Origin of the sequence: Paenibacillus lentus, assembly GCF_042714055.1 — a bacterium.
Taxonomy (GTDB): Bacteria; Bacillota; Bacilli; order Paenibacillales; family Paenibacillaceae; genus Fontibacillus; species Fontibacillus lentus_A.
The window spans coordinates 1-14,142 of record NZ_JBHGVC010000009.1 but is presented as its reverse complement, the minus strand read 5'-3'; the positions used below and the strand labels follow the sequence as shown (position 1 = coordinate 14,142).

Sequence of the window (14,142 nt, the reverse complement as noted above, 5' to 3'; positions counted from 1 at the left end):
GACTATTTGTCTTGTACAGGTTCTTTCTTCGGTTGTGGCTGATTTCTAAAGGAATTAGAATCCTTTGTCAGCACAATATCGTCTGCCTTGATATACCAGTCAACTTCTGCTCCTTGAAAGGTAGCAGTAGCGACAGTATCAGCTACAGGATTGATAAGTTCTACTCGTGCGTTATACTCAAATTCTTTCAAAGGAACACTGGCAGGAATACTCACTTGAATCATGCGTCCTTGTCCTTTGGATTTTAAGTCATAGGTACGTTCTTTGATTTCATCAGAAACCGTACCGTCCTCATTTTGGATTCTCACTTCACGACGCAGAGCAGAGAATTTCAATTCTCCAAAGGTCGTGTCTTTATCTAATACAATGCCATTTGCTAATCTCATCATTTTTCCTCTCTTTCTTTATTCTTTTACCATGTCGTCAGCATGTAAAAGGTATTTTGTAAAACCACGAGTGCCAATTTTATAGCCCTCTGCGGTAATACGTGGATTGAGTAACTTTACACGTTCCTCAAAGCCGAAATGCTTTTCGCCAGCTTCAGCAGGAAGCACGACCACAATATCATCTGCTCTTTGAATATCAGAATAGAGATTGTAGCTTCGAGATAAAACGGTTAGTTGTCCGTTGACTCTTCGCTGTACGACTTTATCCTCGCCAGCAAATTCCAAATTGCCGAATGTTCTTTCCATGTTGGGAATCACAAATTTAAGTTCCATATTTTTACCTATCCTTTCTGTTTTATGGTTAATGAATCTTATTTGATTGATGGTGTGTACGGTGGGGAACGACCTTTAATTTCTTGATTTTCTATTTTCGTGGTATCACGTCCTTTTAAAATTGGGTAAAAAAATAGACACCTCATTTGAAGTGTCCACCTTTTACATATTCAATTTTTATTGGAAGTATCTTTGTTTCTTCACTTTTCAAGGGTAAATCGTCGTATCAAAGCTCATTCATAAGTAGTAAATTAGTAGTAAATTGATTGGTTTTGACCTTGATAAAGTGTGATAAGTCCAGTGTTTATGCAGATAACTAGATTTTCATACTATTTTTATTATAAATACAGGAACAAAATCAAATCCATTGCAATCAAAAGGAGACATTACAAATGAATCATCCAGTACAAATGTTTAATTACCACACCTGGGCCAACCAGACTGTCCTGGGGAGAATCAAAGAGCTTACGTCCTCGGTGCTGAGTCAAGAAGTCAACACCTCGTTTCCCACCATCGCCCATGCTCTTAGTCATATCTATGCAGTTGATAAGATGTGGTATCTGGTATTAACAGGAATGAATATGCGAGAGGCGCTGCAAGCATGCATACCGCTTAATGAGAGCATCCTGCATTCTGTGGATGAATACGCCAACAACTTTACCCAGCTAGCGGAACAATACAGAGAATGGTTCCTAAGTCAGTCCGATTTGGAGCAATCCATTCTGCTTGATAATCCATTCGCCGGAATCCGCCAAACACGTTTATCGGAAATCGTGCTGCATCTGGTCAATCATGGAACCTATCATAGGGGCAATGTTTCTACCATGTTGCGTCAGTTGGGCCACGCATCCACCATGAACGACTATTCGCTATTTTGGTATCAAGAATCTGTGGAATCTATTTAATCTCTGATGTTGCTAAAAAGGTCGATATTTTCTGAAAACAGAGCAATCGACCTTTTTACTGCTTGTAGATTTATACCTGGAAAGGAGAATGTATTTTATCTATGGAAATTGAAAATTTGATTGCAGTAAAATCGAGAGAAGATTTGAGAGTTTGGCTACAGGAAAATTGTAAGACTGAAAAATCTTGTTGGGTAGTCGTTAGTATGACGCCAAATCCAGAAACGTTGCTATATTTGAACGCAGTTGAAGAATCTTTATGCTTTGGATGGATCGATGGAATAATAAAGAAAATGCCTGAAACGGGGCTGGCGCAGAGACTGTCTCCTAGAAGCAAAAAAAGTTCATGGACTGAATTGAATAAAGAACGTGTCCGCCGCCTCGAAAAGTTGGGGTTAATGAGAGAAGAAGGAAGAAGGGTTCTTCCTGATATGGATTACGCTTCTTTTAAAATAGATAGGGTTATAGAGCAAAGGCTAAAAGAGGAAAGGCAAGTATATGAGAATTTTCTGGCATTTCCAGATCTTTATAAAAGAGTCCGGATCGACACGATACAAAGCGTTAAAAATCAGCCAGAATTATTTAAGAGTAGATTAGACAAATTTATAACGAACACTAGAGAAAGCAAAATGTACGGTCAATGGAATGATAATGGACGCCTACTAGATTATTAAGATGCACTCGGACGCTCCTGAACGGATAGCCCCATGCATCGCATTGTAATCTCAAGCCAAATCTTTATGTAGCAATAAAAGGGGCTTTATGAATGTATTTTTTATCTTCCGCCTCCCCGATGATAAAGCGAGCTATATCTTGATTCGAAATTTTAATACCCGGCAGATCTGTGAGATTTTCCTTAATGATGTCGCCGCTTATCCGGCCCTCTACAACAAACGGTAGCCGGATCAGCGTCCATTCGATGTTGCAGTATTGTTCTAGTATAGCGGCTTCCTTCTGTTTATCCTTGATCATGGCCGGGAAGAAGACTTTGAACAGCATGGCCCCGATTTTATTCCGTAATCGCTTCCGATCCCCTTCCAAAGTCAGAGAGCCCCCCGTGACCCCGACATATCTGCTGATTTCTAACTCATTCATAACTTCCAGTACATGGCTTGTTACGAGACTGTATAACGGCGCATCTCCAGCCGGTTGGCCAAAAGCGTTGATGACGATGCGGCAATCCTGAAGCAGCAGCCTGATATCGTTGATATCGTCCGCGGTTCCCTGCAATATTTCGATTCTATCATCCGGGTTCACTAGCTTGTTAGGATTTCTAACGAGCATCCGAACCTGATAACCCTGCCGCAGCGCTACAGCTGCGATATAACGTCCTACCTTCCCGGTTCCGCCAATGATTGCTATTTTATTGTCGTTTTCCATAAATTCAGCCCCTAGTAACGAATCCGCTATGTATCCCAAAGCAAACTTACCTATTAGTTATTATATTACATTTTTTGCTTTTTTAGATACCCAATCATTTGCCGGCCTCGATCCGGTATCTATATAGGAATGGGGGCTTCCCGTGCCCCGAGCTGCGTGCAGTAAATATTTGATAAGCGGAGTCGTTGGGCTGAAGGGGAGCAGCCGGCACCATGCCTTCGGCGACAGGGTGAAAGGTTTCCATGATACAATTAAAGATACCGATAAATATGTCATACTCGGAGCGCGGGGGCACTCTGCGCAAGCGGATTGTTACACCCGAGATCAGACTTATAAGAGGTGGCGGCAGAGCGGAAGGTCGGCAGTCGTAATATTAGGGAGCAGGAGTACATCGGTTGAAGTTGCCTAAGGAGAGAGTAGATATGGGAAATGGTGAACTATACAAAATACTCGTTGTTGACGATGAAATACTGGTTCGGCAGGGCATTAAGCATATATTGAACTGGGAGCAGGACGGCTTCCAGATTGTCGGCGAAGCCTCGAACGGCAAGGAGGCGCTTGAACTGATCGAGAAGCTGCGTCCTCATATCGTGCTGACCGATATCGTGATGCCGGTGATGGGCGGGGAGGAGCTGGCCCGGTTTATTAAGCATAATTGGCCGGAGATTGAAGTTATTGTGCTAAGCAGCTTTAGCGAATTTGATTATGTACGCTCGACCTTTCAGAGCGGAGTATCCGATTATATTCTGAAGCCGCATTTGGAGACAGGGATGCTGCTTGAGGTGCTGCGTAAAACAGCTGCAAAGCTGCCGACTCTCAGTAGAGGCGAGCCTATGGAGGACTACACGGCTTCTATGCATCACATCCTGGAGAAACTGCTTGCACGCTATGAAATAGAAATAGATCGAGCGGCCATCACGGAGTGGTTTCCCAATCCTTATTTTTATTTGCTGGGCTGCTCCGGAGGCCAGCTTGTCTTGGATGAGTTGAAAGCGCTGTTTCCGCGAATGATTGCGGTTGAACTGCCATGCGGCCCGATCGCTGGCTATCCTGAGCTGTCGGCGTATGTGTTGAATGTGGATGAGGAGGGACGGAAGGCATTACCTTTAAAACTAAAAGTGCTGCACCCTGCTTCAATGACAGAGGAAGGCGAAATAAAGTGGGTGCTCAGCGACTCTTTTCACCCGCTGGATCAGCTCGGGAACATTTATCATGATAGCTGGCTTAAGCTGCTGCAGTACCGATTCTTTCTCTCGTCTACTGCCATCCTTATGCCTGGCGAGCTGCCGAGGAATGAGGAGGCCAAGGAGTTCCCGCTCCAATCCTTCATGGAGCACGTTCGCAGACTTCAATTGCAGGAGGGGTTTCAAGAGCTGGAGCGATTTATTAGCCAGCATGCCTATTCCTATAAATCCGAGGTATTTGAGTTTAAATCATGGGTCGGAAATCTTCTATTCAACGTTATTCATATGCTCGGCAGCCTGAATTTGGACGTTGCCGTACTGGATGAAGCCAAGTATGCGTATTTCAAGGCCATTGATGAGGCGCGGCATGTTAGCGATATTACGTCATTGCTGGAGAAGTTTCGCCGGCAGGCAGAGGAGTGCGTGCAAGCGGCGCAGAATGCCCTGCATACAGGCAATACGAGCATGAAGCTGCTGCTGGACTATATTGAGGAGCATTATGCAGAGCCGATCAGTCTGACGGAGATGGCGCGGCATTTTCATTTTAATCCCTCTTATTTGTCCAGCTTCTTTGCGGCGCATCATCATGAAGGCTTCAAGGAGCACCTGAACCGGGTGCGAATCGATAAGGCCGCCGATTTGCTGCGCAACGGCGATATCCCGATTTCGGAAATTAGCAGCAGAGTCGGATATGGGGATCACAGCTATTTTTGCAAAGTTTTCAAGAAGAGCACCGGGCTGTCCCCCACCCAATATCGAAGACAATATTATGAGCGAGCGGAGAAAAAACTGCGATGAGGGCACGATTTGAACGGCTGAAATTCCATGGATTATTTATAAAACTGTTTGTTGTTATGGTCATCTGCATTATTACGATTACGGTGTCTGTCGTATGGACGAACCTGCGCATGTCGGAGCAGCTGTTCCTCGAAACCTTCAGCATCACGAATTCTAAAGTTATTCACCAGATTCATAGCAATTTCGAGTCGTTCCATTATTCGATTGTGCTCGCGGCCAATCAAGCGCAGCAGAGCGGGACGCTGAAGACCTTCCTGACGGAGGAAGAGTCGAGCGAATCCATCCGGGTGATGAACTCTTATTACAACATGACCCTCCAGATGAAGCGGGTTCAGTCGATGGTAGACGCTTATTCGGTCGGGGTAGCGATCGTGGGGAAGAATGGGCGGAGCTATTCGGGCAACGTGAATCTGACCAAGCCTTCGGCATTAGAGCTGCATCAAAGTTATATTACAAAAAGAGCGGAGGCACAGCCCGGCAAGCTGATGTATCAATTGTACCGCGATTCCGGCGGCAGGCAGTTCATTGTGGCGACCAAGGTGCTGCTGGAGCGAACGACTGGCCAGGAGTATGGCATGCTCTATATCATCATTGATGAGAATGACTTCAAGCCCTTCTACAGCAGCTTTACGAGCGAAGGCAACGATGTCATTATCATGGACAAGAGCGGAACAGTGATGACGAGCAACCTCTCGAGCTTGACCGGGCAGAAGAACCGTGAGCTGTTATTTTATGCTCAGGAAATCCAGGGGCAGGAACTGGATGTGAAGAGGGTGAATGTCATGGGCCGGGATCAGCTCATGCTGGCGGAGTACTTGCCTTCTTACGATTTCTATTTGCTCAACATGATCGATCAGCAGATGGTGCTGGGTCAAATGGTGAATACGAGAAGCGTCGTGCTTATTTGCTTGGGGATCGTACTGGTTGCTCTAATTGTCGTATTTCTTATTTCCCGGAAGATGACGCGTTCGCTTACGCTGCTGGCTCGTCAGATGTCCAAGGTAACGCGGCGGAATTTTCATAACTATGTGAACGTTTCGGGCGGTTATGAAATTCGAGAGCTTGGCCGGGCTTATAACTATATGCTCGATGAAATTCACGAATATGTCGCTAAACTCGTAGAGACGCAGAAGGGGCAGCGAAAGGCGGAATTAGCTGCTTTGCAGCAGCAGATTAACCCTCATTTCCTGTACAACACGCTAACATCGGTTAAATTCCTTGTCCAGCAAGGCAACAAGGATAGGGCAGTGGAGACGATTCATGCGCTTATTTCCTTGCTGCAAAATACAATCAGCAACGTTAGTGAAACGATTACCGTAGAGCAGGAACTGAAAAGCTTGAAGGATTACGTGTTCATAAACCATGTTCGATATGGTGAACGAATCCGGGTCAACTATTTCGTGGCTCCGGACTGCGCCGAATATCAAGTGCCGAAGCTGATGATTCAGCCCTTCATGGAGAATGCTTTTTTTCATGCGTTTAATGTCAAAAGCGAAGGGGTAATCCACGTGCTGATTGCCAAGGAAGGGCAGAAATTGCTCTGCGAAATCGTCGATAACGGCGATGGCATGGATATGGCAAAGCTTGAGCTTGAACATGGTGCGGGCAAGCCGAATTTACATTTAAAAACTAGTGAGTCTACAGGGATAAAGCGCAGTGAGGCAGCAAGCGCAAACCACGTGACTCAGGATAAACAAAAATTCAAAAGCTCGCGCAAGCTGTTCTCGGGAATCGGTATAGCGAACGTCAATGACCGCATCCGGTTGCTGTATGGAGAGGAATATGGCGTAACGATTACAAGCAAGCTCGGGGAAGGAACACAAGTACGAATCACGCTGCCTCTGAGCGAGAAGAGCTGAAATCCAATAAAATTACCAAAATCTAAAGAAAAGACATACGCAGGAAGTAAGCGTATTCAATTGGACAATAAAATCACAAATCTCTATAAAGGAATTGCTAACGTTGCTTTCTTGCCCGGTGCTAAGATAAATTCAGACCCTGAAGAAAGCGTTTTCCGAAAGCGCTCTACGAATTGGGGGACAGAATAAACAATCATTCAAAGGGGCTGAAACAATGAAGAAGGTACTGGCTTTATTCCTGACCTGCGTGGTACTGCTAGCGGGCTGTTCATCCGGGGGAGCAGACAAAGAGCCGGCTGCGTCAAACGGTAACAGCGGTAATAGCGGTTCTGGCAGCAACGCAGAAGAAATTACGATTTGGGCATGGGATCCGGCGTTCAATATTGCCGCGTTGAACATTGCCAAAGAAGCATACAGCAAGAAAAATCCGGATGCCAAAATCAACATTGTTGAATTTGCGCAGGCCGATATTATTCAGAAGCTGAACACGGGCCTGAATTCGGGTACGACGAAGGGGCTTCCTAATGTCGTGCTGATTGAAGATTACCGGGCACAGAGCTTTCTGCAATCTTATCCTGATTCCTTCGTTGATTTGAGCGGCAAGATTAAGGCAGAGGATTTCGCAGATTATAAGATCGGACCGACCAGCCTGGACGGCAAGCAGTATGGAGTTCCGTTCGACTCTGGCGTAACGGGTATGTACGTCCGTAAAGATTATATCGAGCAAGCGGGTTACACGATGGATGATCTAGTGAATATCGACTGGAAGCAGTATATCGAGATCGGCAAAGCCGTCAAAGAAAAGACCGGCAAGCACATGATCACGCTTGACCCGAATGATTTGGGGCTGATTCGGATGATCATCCAGTCAGCGGGCTCCTGGTATGTGAGCGAGGATGGCAAGTCCCCAGATTTGGCGAACAATGCTGCTTTGAAGGAAGCGTTTGAGCTGTACAAAGAAATGATGGAAGCTAATATTGTGAAGCTTAACGCAGACTGGAGCCAATTCATTGCAAACATTAACAATGGTGATGTCGTAACTGTTCCGACAGGCAACTGGATTACTCCATCGGTAAAAGCGGAAGCTTCCCAATCCGGTCAGTGGGCGATTCTGCCTGTGCCGAAGCTGCAGAAGACCCCGAACTCCGTGCATGCGACGAATCTGGGCGGAAGCTCCTGGTATGTCATGAATATTCCTGGCTCAGAGACAGCCGCGGATTTCCTGGCTGAGACCTTTGGCTCGGACGTAGATATGTATCAGAAGCTGCTGACGGATATCGGTGCAATCGGTACGCTGAAAGCAGCGGCTGGCGGCGAGGCTTATTCGCAGCCGGATGAATTCTTTGGAGGAGAGCAGATCGTCAATAACTTTGCCGCATGGACTGCTGAAATTCCTAGAGTGAACTACGGCATTTTCACTTATGCGATCGAGGATATTCTTGTCGTCGAAATGCAGAGCTATTTGAACGGTAAGGATATCGATCAAGCGTTGAGCGATGCTCAGTCCCAAGCAGAAGCCCAGGTTAGATAGAGCGGGGAGACTACTCTTTTCATAAAAGGCGTGAGTTCAAAAGTAAGCTTCACCTAAAAAGTTAACTTATTGAACCGCCTCTAAAAGTATCCAGACCCTTGGGCGCTGCTGCATCAATATGTAAGGATGCGTCCAGGGGTTTATTTTCCGGACAGAAAGGGGCTCTAACTAACGATGAAGGCGGACAAAGCAGGGCTTAGCATCCGTGCTAAAAGCAATTTGACCGGGTGGAGCTTTATCCTGATTGCCGTGGTGATGATTGCGACGTTCTATTTTTATCCGATGGCTCAGGCACTCATCCTGTCTTTCAAGACCGGTACGGGAAGTAATCTCTCCTTTACAGGGTGGGACAACTATGTACGGCTTTTATCCGACAAAACATTTCTGACAGCCTTAACGAACACGTTTATTTACCTGATTGTTCAGGTTCCGATTATGATTATTCTCGCCTTGTTTATTTCGGTGCTGTTGAATGACAGCAAGCTGAAGCTCCGAGGCTTCTTCCGGACAGCGATCTTCCTGCCGTGTGTCACTTCGCTTGTCGCTTACTCCGTTGTGTTCAAGTATTTGTTTGCGGCAGACGGTCTGGTGAACTCGCTGCTGCTGAGCCTGTCCATCATAGGCGAGCCGATTCAGTGGATTACCCACCCGTTTTGGGCCAAGATTACGATCATTATCGCGATTACGTGGCGCTGGACCGGCTATAATATGATTTTTTATTTATCTGCGCTTCAAAATATCGACAGCTCGATTTATGAGGCGGCGAGGATTGATGGGGCCACATCATTCAGGCAATTTACGAAAATCACGATTCCGATGCTCAAGCCGATCATTCTGTTCACATCGATCACATCAACGATCGGTACGCTGCAGCTTTTCGACGAGGTGATGAACATAACGAAGGGCGGACCCGGCAACGCCACGCTGTCGATTTCGCAATATATTTACAACCTGTCCTTCAAGTACACGGCGGACTTTGGGTATGCCGCAACGGTATCGTACTCGATCGTATTGATCATTGTCCTGCTGTCTATCCTTCAATTTAAAGTGGCAGGTGATAAAAAATGAGCAGGCTAAAGCGGGTATTCACGTATGTATTTCTCGGCGGGGCGGCATTTATTTCGATCTTTCCTTTCTTGTGGATGGTCGTCAGCGCCACGAACAAGTCGGTTGATGTGACGAGGGGCAGACTGCTTCCTGGCAGCCATCTGCTCGAGAACTTTAGGAAACTAGCTGAATCTACGGATCTGTGGACGTCTCTTTGGAACTCCGCGAAAATATCTATGTTAACGACCATTCTGGCGATTGTCATTGCCTCTTTGGCTGGTTACGGCTTTGAAATTTTTCGCAGCCGGCTGAAGGATATCGTATTCAACATCCTGCTGCTGTCGATGATGATTCCATTTGCCGCACTCATGATCCCGCTGTACCGGATGTTCGCTGACATTTCGAGCACCGCTCCAGCGATCGGGATTGATACGATGGCCTCGGTCATGCTGCCGACGATTACGACGGCATTCTTGATCTTCTTTTTTCGTCAGAACTCGAAGATGTTTCCTAAGGACATGGTAGAAGCCGGACGTATTGACGGGCTGAGCGAGCTCGGTATCTTCTTCAAAATATTCATGCCTACGATGAAGACGACTTATGCGGCCGCCGGCATTATTACGTTCATGTCGAGCTGGAACAACTATTTATGGCCGCTGATTGTACTTCAATCGCCGGAGCAGAAGACGATCCCTCTGCTGATTTCGAACCTGGGATCAGGCTACTCGCCGGATTACGGCCTCATTATGCTGGCCATTGTCATTGCTACGCTGCCGACGGCGCTTGTGTTCTTCCTGATGCAGAAGCATTTCGTGGCCGGGATGATGGGTTCGGTGAAGTAAATGAATAGATAGTTCAAGCGAGTAATAGTACAACCATTTAGAACAATCATGATTAGAAAGGTTGGACTATAGATTTTTATGATAGAAGCAGACGTGTGAAATGTTCTTTGGAAATTGTACGATTTTTCATACAAAGTTGTAGCTTTAGCTGCTATTGGAAGCACCTTTGTACGATTATTCGATCAAAGTTGTTGCTGCATCCGACAAGGTCGGATTCCGCTTGTTTTTCCCCCCCGTATAACCATGGGTTGAATAGTGTGGAGGACGGTGGCAATGGCCATAAGGCGGGTATGAGAATAAGGTTAGAACAACTATTATTAGATAGGAGCGATAGAGTTGACAGTACTGAGGACGCCAAGCTTGGATTGGCTAAGCGATGTGAGTATATTTGCGGTGAATCGGCTGCCGGCGCATTCGGATCATAGGTACTACAGGACGAGAAAGGCTGCGGCGCAGGATACGGAAATGGATATGCGGCATTCGCTGAACGGGAACTGGAAGTTTGCTTACTCGGTTCACCCGGATAGCCGCCCAGTCGATTTCTACCAGCCGGAGCATAATTGCAGCGGGTGGGAGAATATTCAGGTGCCAGGGCATATCCAACTGCAGGGCTTCGGGCAAACGCACTACGTAAACACGATGTACCCCTGGGACGGACATGAGGATTTGCGCCCGCCAGCGATTCCCCAGAAACAGAATCCGGTGGGCAGCTATGTGAAGGAATTCGAGCTTCCTTCGTCATTCCGGCAGCAGCCTGTTTATATATCCTTCCAGGGCGTAGAGACCGCGTTCTATGTTTGGCTCAATGGACAGTTTGTCGGATATAGCGAGGACAGCTTCACGCCTGCCGAGTTCGATCTGACACCTTATGTTCAGGACGGCGTAAACAAACTGGCGGTTGAGGTGTATCAGCGCAGTACGGGAAGCTGGCTGGAAGACCAGGATTTCTGGCGTTTCTCCGGGATTTTCCGGGACGTATATTTATATACTGTGCCTAAGCTGCATTTATGGGATCTGTTTGTTCGCACGGATTTGGATGAGGCTTACCATGACGGTCGATTACAAGCGGATTTGCAGATTCATAGCGAGGTAGAACGCGGCGGTGGATACCTCGAGGCCGAGCTGTTGGATCCAGAAGGGAAGGTAGCGGGACAAACTCGTCTGGAGCTGAATGATATAGGAAAAAGATTCGGTTCTTTCGACGGAGCCGGAACGGAAGCTGAAGCTGCAGCCGGGGCTGGGATAGACGGAACCAAGGATAAGCAGCTATCCTTGCAGATCGATGTGCCGAAGGCGCGTTTGTGGAGTGCGGAAGATCCTCAGTTGTATACACTCTTTATTTCCATATACGATGCTCAGGGCGAGCTTGTTGAAGTCGTCCCCCAGAAGGTCGGCTTCCGCAAATTTGAAATGATCGACAAGGTGATGCATTTGAACGGCAAGCGGATCGTGTTCAAAGGCGTCAACCGTCATGAATTTAATTGCTACACGGGGCGGGCAATTACAAAAGAAGATATGCTGTTCGATATTCGAATGCTCAAGCAGAACAATATGAATGCCGTCCGCACTTCGCATTATCCGAACCAGACGCTGTGGTATGAGCTATGCGATGAATACGGAGTATATGTCATCGATGAAATGAACCTGGAGAGCCATGGCTCCTGGCAGAAAATGGGGGCGGTGGAGCCGTCTTGGGTCGTGCCGGGCGACCGTCCAGACTGGAAGGATATCGTGATGGATCGGGCCATTTCCATGTTCGAACGGGACAAGAATCACCCTTCCATCTTGATTTGGTCCTGCGGGAATGAGGCCTATGGCGGCGAAGTGATCTATGAGGTGTCGCAATATTTTCGCAAATCCGATCCGGGACGACTCGTGCATTACGAGGGGGTTTTCCATGACCGCCGCTTTAATGATACGAGCGATATGGAGAGCCGGATGTACGCCAAGGTGACCGGTGTCGAAGAGTACTTGAGGAACGATCCAGAGAAGCCGTACATCACCTGCGAATACATGCATGCCATGGGGAATTCGGTCGGCGGCATGCACAAGTATACCGAGCTGGAGCAGAAGTACCCGATGTATCAGGGTGGCTTCATTTGGGATTATATGGATCAAGGATTGATGGTGAAGGATCGATTTGGCAATGATTATTTAGCCTATGGCGGTGACTTCGGTGATCGGCCAACAGACTATAATTTCTGCTGCAATGGCATTATATTTGCTGACCGCAGGCTTTCACCTAAGGTGCAGGAAGTGAAATTTCTGTATCAAAATGTTAAGCTGATCCCGAATCAGCAAGAGCTTACGATCATCAACGAAAATTTATTCACTAATACTTCGGCGTATGATCTGGAGATCAGCTTGAATAATGAGGGGCATGAAATTAGCCGTCGCCTTGTTCGGGTGGACGTTGCTCCGCTCAACGAGCAGACCGTTCCATTGGAGCTAGAGCTTAAGGGCTTGCTCCCAGGCGAATATTACATTAATGCTTCCTTGAAGCTGAAGGAGAATATGCTATGGGCGGATGCAGGCCATGAAGTCGCATTTGGCCAGCATGTATTTATTGTTGAGGCCGAGGCAGGCAGTGCTGTTGACGCTGTGAAAGCTGCGAATGCTGCGAATGCTGCGAATGCTGCGAATGCTGTAAATGCTGTAAATGCTGTAAATGCTGTAAATGCTGTAAATGCTGTAAATGCTGCTAATGCTGTAGATACTGCTAATGCTGTAGATACTGCGAATGCTGTAAAGTCTGGGGCTTCTTCCGGAACGAATGCAGAAACATTCCCAAGCCTTGAACTCGTTCAGGGTGACGTGAACATTGGCGTTCACGGCAAGGATTTCTCCTTCCTGTTCTCAAAGCAGGCAGGCAGCCTTATTTCCTTGAAATACTCCGGACGCGAGATGATTTCCCATCCGCCGCAGCCTTTATTCTGGCGGGCGCTGACGGATAATGACCGCGGGACGAATATGGGCTTTTATGCAGCGGGCTGGTATGCCGCCAGCCTGGCTCCTAAATGCGTTGCCGTGGAGGTGGAGGATCACAGACAGGCGCAAGCTGAATCTGCTGCTGGAGAGATATGCCCTGAAGAAGGAGCATGTGTAAGTATTATCTTTACTTACCAACTAAGCATCAGCGCAGATGTACAGGCCACCGTTCGCTACACGGTTTACCCGGATGGCAAAATCCGTGTACGGTCATTGTATAAAGGAGCGGCCGGACTGCCGGAGCTTCCGATCTATGCACTCAGCTTCAAGGTGCCTGCTGAATACGACAAGCTGGAATGGTTGGCGATGGGGCCGGAAGAGAACTACATCGACCGCTGTCACGGGGCAAGGCTCGGGATCTTTAAGAACACGGCGAAGGATAATGTATCTCCGTACTCGATCCCGCAGGAATCCGGGAACCGAACCGGTGTGCGGCGGGTGCTTGTCCAGAACGAGCAAGGGGTAGGCATTGCAATTTCGGCAACGCAGGGCGAGCCGGTGGAATGCGGCATATCCCCGTATACGGCGTTTGAGCTGGAGAATGCCCGGCACCACTACGAGCTTCCGCCTGTACACCATACGGTAATCACCGTGGCGGGCAAACAGATGGGCGTTGGCGGTGACGATAGCTGGGGTGCGCCGGTGCATGAAGAGTACCGCATCCCGGCAGACCAGGATATGCAGTTTGAGTTCTGGATCTCAGGGGTAGATCTATAGAAAATAGATGTGGTTGCAAAACAAACGAAACCGTCCGGTAATCCAGACGGTTTCGTTTGGCATGGTCACGGTATCTGTGACTTGCGCAGCTCCCAGCGCTCGGTGTTCGCTGCATGACGTCGGTCGGTCGACCACTACTGTAGGGTCGTAGCGGCTAACAGTGTAACTGTATTTA

11 protein-coding genes are annotated in these 14,142 nt (G+C 47.6%); 8 read left to right on the top strand and 3 right to left on the bottom strand.

Annotated features, from left to right (window positions below):
- Positions 1 to 2: 2 nt before the first annotated feature.
- The gene (locus ACE3MQ_RS18950; RefSeq protein WP_463140349.1) at positions 3 to 386 is read right to left on the bottom strand and encodes a YdcP family protein; all 384 of its coding nucleotides are present in this window, start codon (positions 384 to 386) and stop codon (positions 3 to 5) included.
- A gap of 18 nt (positions 387 to 404) precedes the next feature.
- Complete coding sequence (locus tag ACE3MQ_RS18945) at positions 405 to 719, bottom strand: YdcP family protein (RefSeq protein WP_379395524.1); 315 nt, start codon at positions 717 to 719, stop codon at positions 405 to 407.
- 392 nt (positions 720 to 1,111) lie between these two features.
- On the opposite strand from ACE3MQ_RS18945, the gene ACE3MQ_RS18940 reads away from it, so the two are divergent.
- Complete coding sequence (locus tag ACE3MQ_RS18940) at positions 1,112 to 1,624, top strand: DinB family protein (RefSeq protein ID WP_379395522.1); 513 nt, start codon at positions 1,112 to 1,114, stop codon at positions 1,622 to 1,624.
- 101 nt (positions 1,625 to 1,725) lie between these two features.
- Entirely contained in the window at positions 1,726 to 2,295 is a 570-nt protein-coding gene (locus ACE3MQ_RS18935) for a YdeI/OmpD-associated family protein (RefSeq protein ID WP_379395520.1), read from the top strand.
- 64 nt (positions 2,296 to 2,359) lie between these two features.
- On the opposite strand, the gene ACE3MQ_RS18930 is transcribed toward ACE3MQ_RS18935, so the two are convergent.
- A complete protein-coding gene (locus ACE3MQ_RS18930; protein ID WP_379395518.1) occupies positions 2,360 to 3,001 on the bottom strand; it encodes an NAD(P)-dependent oxidoreductase in 642 nt (213 codons plus the stop codon).
- Between the two features lie 422 nt (positions 3,002 to 3,423).
- On the opposite strand from ACE3MQ_RS18930, the gene ACE3MQ_RS18925 reads away from it, so the two are divergent.
- The 6 genes from ACE3MQ_RS18925 to lacZ all read left to right on the top strand — a co-directional run bounded on the left by ACE3MQ_RS18925 (position 3,424) and on the right by lacZ (position 13,967).
- Positions 3,424 to 4,983 carry a response regulator gene (locus tag ACE3MQ_RS18925; RefSeq protein WP_379395516.1) on the top strand — a complete coding sequence of 520 codons (1,560 nt, stop codon included), beginning with the start codon at positions 3,424 to 3,426 and terminating at the stop codon, positions 4,981 to 4,983.
- Positions 4,980 to 6,842, top strand: coding sequence for a cache domain-containing sensor histidine kinase (locus ACE3MQ_RS18920; protein ID WP_379395514.1), 1,863 nt, complete (start codon positions 4,980 to 4,982; stop codon positions 6,840 to 6,842). Before ACE3MQ_RS18925 ends, ACE3MQ_RS18920 begins: the two co-directional genes overlap by 4 nt.
- 214 nt (positions 6,843 to 7,056) lie before the next feature.
- Positions 7,057 to 8,373 carry an ABC transporter substrate-binding protein gene (locus ACE3MQ_RS18915; protein ID WP_379395512.1) on the top strand — a complete coding sequence of 439 codons (1,317 nt, stop codon included), beginning with the start codon at positions 7,057 to 7,059 and terminating at the stop codon, positions 8,371 to 8,373.
- A 174-nt stretch (positions 8,374 to 8,547) separates the two neighbouring features.
- On the top strand, positions 8,548 to 9,441 hold the full coding sequence (locus ACE3MQ_RS18910) for a carbohydrate ABC transporter permease (protein WP_379395510.1): 894 nt from the start codon (positions 8,548 to 8,550) through the stop codon (positions 9,439 to 9,441).
- Positions 9,438 to 10,262: a carbohydrate ABC transporter permease gene (locus tag ACE3MQ_RS18905; RefSeq protein WP_379395508.1), complete on the top strand. Its 825-nt coding sequence runs from the start codon at positions 9,438 to 9,440 to the stop codon at positions 10,260 to 10,262. The genes ACE3MQ_RS18910 and ACE3MQ_RS18905 overlap by 4 nt, the downstream gene beginning before the upstream one ends.
- 330 nt (positions 10,263 to 10,592) lie before the next feature.
- Positions 10,593 to 13,967 carry a beta-galactosidase, LacZ type gene (gene lacZ, locus ACE3MQ_RS18900; RefSeq protein ID WP_379395914.1) on the top strand — a complete coding sequence of 1,125 codons (3,375 nt, stop codon included), beginning with the start codon at positions 10,593 to 10,595 and terminating at the stop codon, positions 13,965 to 13,967.
- Positions 13,968 to 14,142: the final 175 nt, after the last annotated feature.

Coding starts and splice junctions, on each gene's coding strand:
- ACE3MQ_RS18905 (WP_379395508.1), top strand. CDS start 9,438: ATGAGCAGGCTAAAGCGGGTATTCACGTATGTATTTCTCGGCGGGGCG.
- ACE3MQ_RS18935 (WP_379395520.1), top strand. CDS start 1,726: ATGGAAATTGAAAATTTGATTGCAGTAAAATCGAGAGAAGATTTGAGA.
- ACE3MQ_RS18915 (WP_379395512.1), top strand. CDS start 7,057: ATGAAGAAGGTACTGGCTTTATTCCTGACCTGCGTGGTACTGCTAGCG.
- ACE3MQ_RS18940 (WP_379395522.1), top strand. CDS start 1,112: ATGAATCATCCAGTACAAATGTTTAATTACCACACCTGGGCCAACCAG.
- ACE3MQ_RS18950 (WP_463140349.1), bottom strand. CDS start 386: ATGAGATTAGCAAATGGCATTGTATTAGATAAAGACACGACCTTTGGA.
- ACE3MQ_RS18925 (WP_379395516.1), top strand. CDS start 3,424: ATGGGAAATGGTGAACTATACAAAATACTCGTTGTTGACGATGAAATA.
- ACE3MQ_RS18920 (WP_379395514.1), top strand. CDS start 4,980: ATGAGGGCACGATTTGAACGGCTGAAATTCCATGGATTATTTATAAAA.
- ACE3MQ_RS18945 (WP_379395524.1), bottom strand. CDS start 719: ATGGAACTTAAATTTGTGATTCCCAACATGGAAAGAACATTCGGCAAT.
- ACE3MQ_RS18910 (WP_379395510.1), top strand. CDS start 8,548: ATGAAGGCGGACAAAGCAGGGCTTAGCATCCGTGCTAAAAGCAATTTG.
- ACE3MQ_RS18930 (WP_379395518.1), bottom strand. CDS start 3,001: ATGGAAAACGACAATAAAATAGCAATCATTGGCGGAACCGGGAAGGTA.